Source organism: Streptomyces sp. bgisy159 (assembly GCF_057707805.1).
Genome location: NZ_JBYIQX010000083.1, coordinates 1 through 9323, shown reverse-complemented (window position 1 = coordinate 9323; position 9323 = coordinate 1). Strand labels below are relative to the sequence as shown.

The 9323-nt window shown below is 72.5% G+C and carries 7 protein-coding genes; 3 read left to right on the top strand and 4 right to left on the bottom strand.

Annotated elements, in window-relative coordinates:
* Positions 1-122: 122 nt before the first annotated feature.
* A complete protein-coding gene (locus tag AC3ET3_RS35425) occupies positions 123-1322 on the bottom strand; it encodes a SpoIIE family protein phosphatase (protein WP_432133021.1) in 1200 nt (399 codons plus the stop codon).
* 161 nt (positions 1323-1483) lie between these two features.
* Here AC3ET3_RS35425 and AC3ET3_RS35420 point away from each other — a divergent pair, with 161 nt between their 5' ends.
* On the top strand, positions 1484-2749 hold the full coding sequence (locus tag AC3ET3_RS35420; RefSeq protein ID WP_432133022.1) for a GNAT family N-acetyltransferase: 1266 nt from the start codon (positions 1484-1486) through the stop codon (positions 2747-2749).
* A gap of 192 nt (positions 2750-2941) precedes the next feature.
* Here the strand turns inward: AC3ET3_RS35420 and AC3ET3_RS35415 are convergent, their stop codons facing one another.
* Positions 2942-3748, bottom strand: a complete 807-nt coding sequence (locus AC3ET3_RS35415; RefSeq protein WP_435613670.1) for an Fpg/Nei family DNA glycosylase — start codon at positions 3746-3748, stop codon at positions 2942-2944.
* A gap of 177 nt (positions 3749-3925) precedes the next feature.
* The gene (locus AC3ET3_RS35410; protein ID WP_432133024.1) at positions 3926-4411 is read right to left on the bottom strand and encodes a ribose-5-phosphate isomerase; all 486 of its coding nucleotides are present in this window, start codon (positions 4409-4411) and stop codon (positions 3926-3928) included.
* Between the two features lie 209 nt (positions 4412-4620).
* Here AC3ET3_RS35410 and AC3ET3_RS35405 point away from each other — a divergent pair, with 209 nt between their 5' ends.
* The gene (locus AC3ET3_RS35405) at positions 4621-6063 is read left to right on the top strand and encodes an amino acid permease (RefSeq protein WP_432157907.1); all 1443 of its coding nucleotides are present in this window, start codon (positions 4621-4623) and stop codon (positions 6061-6063) included.
* A 92-nt stretch (positions 6064-6155) separates the two neighbouring features.
* On the opposite strand, the gene AC3ET3_RS35400 is transcribed toward AC3ET3_RS35405, so the two are convergent.
* Positions 6156-8207 (bottom strand): protein kinase domain-containing protein, encoded by a 2052-nt coding sequence (locus tag AC3ET3_RS35400; protein ID WP_435613672.1) that lies wholly within the window; start codon positions 8205-8207, stop codon positions 6156-6158.
* A gap of 357 nt (positions 8208-8564) precedes the next feature.
* Between AC3ET3_RS35400 and AC3ET3_RS35395 the strand changes: the two genes are divergently transcribed.
* Positions 8565-9272, top strand: a complete 708-nt coding sequence (locus AC3ET3_RS35395; protein WP_435613671.1) for a hypothetical protein — start codon at positions 8565-8567, stop codon at positions 9270-9272.
* Positions 9273-9323: the final 51 nt, after the last annotated feature.

The following is a 9323-nucleotide window of genomic DNA, read 5'->3' as shown; positions in this document are numbered from 1 at the left end:
TGGGACGTATGCGTCACGTCTGTACGCATCCCATTGGTAGCAACTCTTCGCTCGCCTGTGCAATCGAGAAGCGGTCGTAGTTACGTACGTGGCACAAACACACGACCGAACCGTGGACTGCGTCAGCGCGCGGACGCCGTCAGCGTCGTCATCGTCGTGGTCGTCGGTCCCTGGCGGCAGATCAGCAGCAGGGCGCGGTCGTCGTTGACGTCCTTCGCGACCGACTCGATGAGGTGCCAGGCCGCGCCCTGGAAGCCGCCGGCGACATAGCGGTCGGCTTCGCCGGTGAGGCGGTCGATGCCCTCGACGATGTCACGGTCGGAGGTCTCCACCAGGCCGTCGGTGAACAGCATGAGCACGTCGCCGGGGCGCAGGGAGCCCTTGACCGGGTCGAACTGGGCGCCGTCGTAGACGCCGAGCAGCGGGCCCTCGGCCGCCTTCTCCTCCCAGCGGCCGCTGCCCGCGCTGAGCTGGAGGCCGGGCGGATGGCCCGCCGAGTACAGCTCGTAGTCGCCGGAGTCGAGGTCGAGGACGAGGTGGATGGAGGTGGCGAAGCCCTCGTCCCAGTCCTGGCGCAGGAGATAGCCGTTCGCGGCGGGGAGGAAGGCGTGCGGCGGGAGGCTGCCCAGCAGGCCGCCGAAGGCGCCCGAGAGCAGCAGGGCGCGGGAGCCGGCGTCCATGCCCTTGCCGGAGACGTCGGTGAGGACGACCTCCAGTGTGCGGCCGCCGTTCGTGCGGGCCGCGACGACGAAGTCGCCGGAGAAGGACTGGCCGCCGGCCGGCCGCAGCGCCATCTCGCGGTGCCAGCCGTGGGGCAGTTTGGGCAGTTTGCTCTGGACGCGGATGCGTTCGCGCAGGTCGAAGAGCATGGTGCCGCCGCGCCGCCAGGGCACGCCGACCCGGCTGCGGAACTGGGCGATCAGCAGGCCGAAGAAACCGCATGCCGCGACCACCAGGACGACGCCGGGGGTGACCCGTGACGGCCCCTCGGTGTACGGGCCGAGCTGGACGGACTCCAGGATCAGTGCGGAGGCCGCCGCCGCGTAGAGGCCGAGCAGGCTCGCGGGGCGGAGCAGCAGGCCGCCGGCGACGATGGGCAGGACCAGCGCGGCCGGGGAGAACCACACCTCGTCGGCGAGAGTGGCGAGGGTGATCAGCGGGATGGTGAGCAGCAGGCCGGCCAGCGCGATCCAGTCGGAGCCGTCGCCGCGGAAGTAGTCGACGGCGCTTCGGCGCACACCGGTGCGGACCCGGTGCATCAGGTGCTTCAACCGGGCCGTGAACGTCTCGGCCTCCGCGCGCCGCTCTCGTCCTGCTGCCATTAGTTCGGGACCCTATCCATCGAACCCGCCGCTTGGCACGGGAGGTCCCACTTGTCCCCCGTCCGAGACCCGACTTCGCGGTGATCGTCATGGAAAGCGCTGCCGGTACGGAGGTGGAAATCCACTGGCTCGTACCGCATTGCCCTGGTAGGCATGGCTCCATGGCGACCAAGGCGTTCGACGGAGGCGGCGCGGGGGATCCGCTGCGGCCGCGGGTGGTGCGCAAGGACGAGTGGGACGGGTGGTACGACAGCCTGCTGCGGGCCTTCGGCGGGGTGCCGGAGGCGGCCGAGGAGCGGGAGCTGTGGCGCTCGCTGGTCGACGTCGACCGCTGCCTCGGCGTGTGGGACGGGGACGCCTGCGTGGGGACAGCGGGGGCCTTCGACTTCCGGCTGACCGTGCCGGGCGGTGCCGCCGTGCCGGCGGCGGGCGTGACGATGGTCGGGGTGGCGGCGACGCACCGGCGGCGGGGGCTGCTGACGTCGATGATGCGGCGGCAGTTGGACGACGTGCGGGCGTGGGGTGTGCCGCTGGCGGTGCTCACCGCCTCCGAGCCCGCCATCTACGGCCGGTTCGGGTACGGCGTCGCGACGTTCCAGGTGAACGCCGAGGTCGACACCGCGCGGGTGCGTTTGGCGGTGCCGGCCGGGACGGACGACGTGCGGCTGCGGTACGCCGAGCCTGACAAGGCGCTGGACGTGTGTGAGGCGGTGTACGCGCGGGTGGTGTCCCTGCGGCCCGGGATGCTGGAGCGGCGGACCGGGTGGGAGCGGCTGGCGCTGCTCGATCCGGTGGGTGAGCGGGCCGGGGCCTCGCCGGTGCAGTGCGTACTGGCCGAGCGGGGAGGAGAGGTCGTGGGGTTCGCGCGGTTCCGGGTGAAGCCGGAGTGGGACGGGCAGGGGCCCTGCGGGACGGTGACGGTGCGGGATGTGGAAGCGCTGGATCCGGCGGCGCACGCGGCGCTGTGGCGGTTTCTGTTCGACATCGATCTGACGTCGCGGGTGACCACGCGGGGGCGGCCGGTGGACGAGGCGTGGCTGCGGATGGTGTCCGATGTGCGTCGGTGCGGGCTGCGGGTGCGGGACGGGCTGCACGTACGGCTGGTGGAGGTGGGCGCGGCGCTGTCGGCGCGGGGGTACCTGGCGCCAGTGGACGTGGTGCTGGAGGTCGAGGACGCGTTCTGCCCCTGGAACGCGGGGCGTTGGCGGCTCACCGGGGACGCGGCGGGGGCGTCGTGCGCCCGTACCGGGGATGCGGCCGATCTGGCTCTGTCGGCGTCGGAGTTGGGGGCCGTGTATCTCGGGGGTGTGAGCCTCGCGTCGCTGGCGGCGGCGGGGCGGGTGACCGAGGTGCGCGAGGGGGCGGTGGCAAAGGCGTCGGTGGCGTTCGGGTCGCCGGTCGCGCCCTGGCTGCCGCACGGGTTCTGACGCGGGGGCGGGTCGGCGGCCTCCGGTCAGGGGCTCCGGTCAGGGGCTCCGGCGGGTCCGCTCGGGGATTCCGGCAGGTCGCGTCAGGGTCTCCGGCGGTCCTGTCAGCGACTCCGGCAGGTCCGGTCGGAGTCTCCGGCAGGTCCGCTCAGGCATTCCGGCAGGTCCCGTCAGGGTCTCCGGCAGGTCCCGTCAGGGTTTCTGGCAGCTGGGGCACCAGAAGAGGTTGCGGGCGGCCAGTTCCGCCGTACGGATCTCGGCGCCGCAGATGTGGCAGGGCCGGCCGGTGCGGCGGTAGACGTAGACCTCGCCGCCGTGGTCGTCGACGCGGGGCGGGCGGCCCATCGCCTCGGGGGTGTGTTCCGGGCGGACGGTGTCGATGCGGTTGGCGCGGACGCCCTCGTGCATCAGCTCGACGAGGTCGTCCCAGATCGCCCGCCACTGGCCGGCGGTGATGTCCTTGCCCGGGCGGTAGGGGTCGACGCCGTGCCGGAAGAGGACCTCGGCGCGGTAGACGTTGCCGACCCCGGCGATGATCTTCTGGTCCATCAGGAGCGCGGCGATCGTGGTGCGGCTGCGGCGGACGCGGGCGTAGGCGGCGTCCGGGTCGGCGTCGGCGCGCAGGGGGTCGGGGCCGAGGCGGGCGTGGACGGCTCGCTTCTCCGCGTCGGTGATCAGGGCGCAGGTGGTGGGGCCGCGCAGGTCGACGTACGCGGTGTCGGTGGCGAGGCGGAGGCGGACGGTGTCCGTGGGGGGCGGGGCGGGGACCGCGCCGAAGGTGACCTTGCCGAAGAGCCCGAGGTGGATGTGGACCCAGGAGTCCGGGGCGAAGCCGAGGAAGAGGTGCTTGCCGTGGGCCTCGGTGGTGCGCAGGGGGCCGCCGGTCAGGAGGGCGGCGGCGTCGGAGAACTTGCCCTGGGGACTGGTCGCGGTGACCGTGCCGGTGAGCCGGGCGGCGTAGTCCTGCGCCAGCCGGTGGATCGTGTGCCCCTCTGGCACGGTGTGTGTCCCCTTCCTCCGGCCGCCGGGGGCGACCGTGCGCCGCCCGCCCGCGGGCCTGTACGCGGCGGCCGTCGACCACTCGTCCCCCTCCGCTCGCCCCCTCCGCACGGCGGGCGGGGAAACGGGCGGCGGGGGCCGGCGGCGAGAGTGCGGGCGGCTGCTTGCCGGTGCGGCCTACTGCTGCGGGTGGTGCGCCGGGATCGGGGGCAGGTCGCCCGTCGTCTCGTACGCCGAGAGCATGTCGATACGGCGGATGTGGCGCTCGTCGCCGGAGAACGGCGTGCCGAGGAAGGTCTCGACGAACTTCGTCGCCTCCTCCTGGCTGTGCATGCGCGCGCCGACCGCGACCACGTTGGCGTTGTTGTGCTGGCGGCCCAGGGCGGCCGTCTCCTCGCTCCAGGCGAGGGCCGCGCGGACGCCCTTGACCTTGTTGGCGGCGATCTGCTCGCCGTTGCCCGAGCCGCCGATCACGATGCCGAGGGCGTCGGGGTCCGCGGCCGTCCGCTCGGCGGCGCGCAGGCAGAACGGCGGGTAGTCGTCCTGGGCGTCGTAGATGTGGGGCCCGCAGTCGACGGGCTCATGACCGGCCGCCTTCAGCCAGTCGACGAGGTGGTTCTTGAGTTCGTAGCCCGCATGGTCGGAGCCGAGATACACGCGCATGGGATGCAGTGTGACATGCGGGGCGGCGGAGCCGCAGGTCCGGGGGACCTCCCGACAGCACCCTCCCACACGCCAAGGAACCTCAGGAAAACCTCAAGTAACGATCTGGATTCAAAGGTTCAAGAATCGATTCACCTCCGATTCACTGGATCGGCTCGTACGGCACCCCGTACGGGAGACCCCTCAAGCGGCGCAAAGGAAATCCATCCATGACTTCGCAGCCGACCTTGACCAAGGCCGGAAACGGCCATGGAGGCGGCACCGGCCAACCCGGTTCCGGCCTCCAGGCCGGTCTCAAGAACCGTCATCTGTCGATGATCGCCATCGGCGGTGTCATCGGAGCCGGGCTCTTCGTCGGCTCCAGCACGGGCATCGCCACCGCCGGTCCCGGCATCCTGCTCTCGTACGCCCTCGTCGGCACGCTCGTGGTGCTGGTGATGCGGATGCTGGGCGAGATGTCCGCGGCCAACCCGACGTCGGGTTCCTTCTCCGCGCACGCCGACCGCGCGCTCGGCCGCTGGGCCGGGTTCTCCATCGGATGGCTCTACTGGTTCTTCTGGGTCGTGGTGCTCGCCGTGGAGGCGACCGCCGGCGCGAAGATCCTGGAGTCCTGGGTCCCGGCCGTGCCGCAGTGGGGCTGGGCCCTGATCGTGATGGTCGTGCTCACCGCGACCAACCTGGTCTCCGTGGGCTCCTACGGCGAGTTCGAGTTCTGGTTCGCCGGGATCAAGGTCGTCGCGATCGGCGCCTTCATCGTCGTCGGCGGGCTCGCGGTGTTCGGCGTGCTCCCGGGCGTCGACAGCGACAAGGCGGGCCTGGACAACCTCACCGGCCACGGCGGCTTCCTGCCGAACGGGCCCGGCGCCATCCTCACCGGTGTCCTGCTCGTCGTCTTCTCCTTCATGGGCAGTGAGATCGCGACGCTGGCCGCCGGTGAGTCGGAGGACCCACGGCGGGCCGTCACCAAGTCCACCAACAGCATCATCTGGCGGATCGGCGTCTTCTACCTCGGCTCGATCTTCGTGGTCGTCACCCTGCTGCCGTGGGACGACAAGGCCATCGCCGACGACGGCTCCTACGTCGCCGCCCTGGACTCGCTCGGCATCGCGCACGCCGGCCAGATCATGAACTTCATCGTCCTGACGTCGGTGCTGTCCTGCCTGAACTCCGGCCTGTACACGGCCTCCCGGATGGCCTTCTCGCTCGGGGAGCGCGGCGACGCGCCCAGGGCATTCGCCCGTACCACCGCGCGGGGTGTGCCGATGGCGGCGATCCTCGCCTCGGTCCTCTTCGGGTTCGTCGCCGTCTTCTTCAACTACCGCTATCCGGACTCGGTCTTCCTCTTCCTGGTCAACTCCAGCGGTGCCGTGGCCCTGTTCGTCTGGCTGGTCATCTGCTTCTCCCAGCTGCGGATGCGGCGGATCATCCAGGCCGAGTCGCCGGAGAAGCTGGTCGTCCGGATGTGGTTGTACCCGTATCTGACCTGGGCGGCCGCCGGGCTGATCGTGTTCGTCCTCGGCTACATGCTCACCGACACCGAGCACGACGGCCGCGAGACCGTGCTGCTTTCCCTGCTCGTCGCCGCCGTCGTCCTCGCCGTCGCCTTCGCTCGGGAGTGGTACGTCCGGCGCAGGCGGTCTGCGCTGCCGTAAGGCGGCGAACGGATCGGAGGCGGGGGCTCGGTCGGGGACAGGGCTCGGTCGGGGGCGTTGCCCGGTCGGGGACAGGGCTCGGTCGGGGGCGGTCACAGCACCGTGAAGCCGTCCCTCACCCGCTCGTAGACGCGGAGGGCGTCCGTCTCCGCCTCCGCCTGGTACCAGGTGTTGATCTGGTACGACTTCCCGTTCTGGTCGAAGCCGAGCAGACGGGCGTGCCAGTGGGTGCCACGCAGCGTGAAGGAGTACTCCCAGACGACCGCCGGGTTGCCCCGGAACGTCGTCTGCGCCAGGCGGATCTTGCGGTAGTCCCGGCCCTGACGGGCGTTCTCCTCCGAGGTTCGCCAGGTGTCCATCAGGTCGCCCCTCGCCAGGGACGACTTCGCCACGAGTTCCTGGGTGCCGTCGGGGGACGTGTAGTGCACCTCCGCCCCCGTCTTGACGTCCCGCCGCCACTCCGACGGCGGCGTCCACGCGTAGCCGCCGGCCTCCTGCCGTGCGCCCGGGGGGAGGCTGCGGGGGCGGGAGGTGCCCTCGACGGCGGGCGAGGCAGGCCCGGCGGGCCCCGAGGCGGTGGAACCGGCGCGCTCCGACGCCGCGGCGGACCCGGCCGTCGGCGAGCCCCCGGCGCGGCCCCCGTCACCGGCCCCACCCTCGGCCGCCCCCAGCACCACCGCCACCACCAACCCACCCGCCGCCGCCAGCCCGACGGCGGCCCACAGGGCGGTACGACGCCACTGCGCGGGACGACCACCGGCGAGGGCCGTACGACGCCGGGTGGGCGTCGGTGCGGGGGGTGCGGTGGGAGCGGTGGGAGCGGTGGGAGCGGTCCGGGTGGTGGCGGTGGGGAGCGGCGCGGGGGAAAGGGATGCCGGGGTGGCCCCGGAGCCGACGGCACCGGCCTGGGCCGGGGTGGACCGGGCGGAGGAGGCGGGACCGGCGGCTGGGGCGAGGGCCCCCGGAGACGCCGAGGACGCCGGGGACGCCGAGGACGCCGGGGACGCCGGGGACGCCGGGGACGCCGGGGACGCCGGGGACGCCGACGGGAGGGTCGACGACTCCCCCTGGTCCACCGCCGGCCGTGGACCCGCCTCCGGGCCGACCGGCACCGCCGGCGCTCCGAGCTCCGCCACCGGCCCACCCCGCACTGCCGTCGGTGCCACCTCGTCCACCGGCTCGGACCCGGTCCCCACCGGCCCCGCGGCCGTCGGCCCGGCTCCCGGCGTCCGCCCCTCCGTCGACCCCTCTGCCCGCCCGCTCGTCGGCCCCGCCTGCGTCTGCGCCGGTTCCGCCCCGCGGGCCGCGACCGGCTCGGCCGCGCCGGAGCGCGGTTCCTCCCCCGGCCCGAGAGCCGCCACCGTGGGGGTCCGGGGCGGGCATGCCACCGCGTGCAGGGCGGTGGCGAGCTGGGGCAGGGTGGGGCGGGCGGTCGGGGATTTCTGCAGGAGGGCGGCCAGGAGGGGGAGCAAGGGGCCTGCGGCGGACGGGAGTTCGGGGTTCTCGTAGAGCACCGCGTGCAGCGTGGCCAGCGTGGCGTCGCGGGAGAAGGGCGAGTGGCCGGTCAGCGCCGCGCACAGGGTCGCCCCCAGGGACCACACGTCGGACGGCGGGCCCTGCGGACGGCCGGATATCCGCTCCGGGGCCATGTAGTCGGGCGAGCCGACGAGCATGCCGACCATGGTGAGCGCCTTGGCGTCCTGGATCGCCGCGATGCCGAAGTCGGTGAGGACGACCCGGCGGCTACCGCCCCCGCCGCCGCGTGCGTCCTCCACCAGCACGTTGCCCGGCTTGATGTCCCGGTGCAGCACTCCCCGCGCGTGGACCTGCTGCAGCGCCTCCACCAGGCCGAGCCCGATCCGGGCCGTCTCGCGCGGTCCGAGCGGACCCTCCTCGGCCATGATCCGCTCCAGCGAGCGGCCGGCGACCAACTCCATGACGATCCAGAGGCGTTCGCCCTCGTCGACGACGTCGTAGACCCGGACGACGTTGGGGTGGTCGATGCGGGCGGTGGCACGGGCCTCGCGCAGGGTGCGTTCGCGGCGCGTACGGGTGTCCTCGGCGTCGAGGCCGTCGATGCGCATCTCCTTCACGGCGACCTGCCGGTCGAGCATCGCGTCGGCGGCCCGCCACACCCGCCCCATCCCTCCCTGGCCGATGCTCTCGACCAGCCGGTAGCGTCCGGTCACCCACCGCCCCGGTACGCCACCGCCCCGCGCACCACCCGTTTCCCCAGGAATTCCCACGACTCCCGGAGTTCCCCCCTTTCCCGCTTCCCCCGAATTTCCCGCATCTCCCGCGGCTCCCGCGCTTCCCCTGTTCCCCGGCAATTCGACGCACCCCCTCAACGCCGCCTCGGACTTCCCCGAGTGAAACACGACGGTCACACTTCGGGCCGTACCAGCATAGTGCGGAGAAATCTTGTGGTACCTCTTCGAGTACTGCGAATTCAGGCGCAGCCAAGGGGGGCGAACATGAGTTCTCACCGCAGGTCGACGCGCATGTCGGCCATCGCCGGGTCGCTGGTCATGGCATCTTTCTCGGCGGTGCTGGTCTTTTCCGCCGGTGCCGTCGCGGAGGATCAGGGGCCGGGAAGCGACAAAGGGGGAAAGGTGGTCGACGAGGCGCCTGCGGGCGTGAAGCTGACGACGCGACTTCCGGAGAAGATCTCGGTCGACAACGGTTCACGGAAAACGGCGATCACCGCCACGGTGAAGAATGAGGGGACAAAGGAAAGCGGCATCCTCAGGCTGCTGGTCGTCGGTTTCGACGGCCTGACGGTCAAAAACGTTCAGGGGTGTGCGGCGGTGCCGACCGGGGATCTTCCCGAGGGGGCGAACAGCGCCTTCTCCTGCCCCGTCGGCACCCTCGCGGCCGGCGCGTCCAAGTCGTACGCCGTGGACGCCACCTTCGATCTGCGGCGGACCGGGAAGATCTGCCTGCCCGTCCAGACCGGCGACGGCAGGAAGACGTACTGGCAGCAGGGGCCGGTGCCGTTCGGCACGTCGAACCCGTCGCCGAACGCCCCGGCCACCCCCCTGCTGCTGGGCACGGACAACAAGCCGGTGGCGCCGGACGGGGACGAGCTTGCGAAGACCGGGTTCGAGCGGGAGGTGCTGCCGCTCGGCGCGGCCGGCGCGGCACTCCTCACGGCGGGCGTGGCCGGGATGTGGTGGACCCGGCGCCGCCCCGCGGGGCGGCTCGGCTGACCTCCACGCAGAAAGGCGCGGCCGACTCCGACGCAGAAAGAGGAAGGGGCC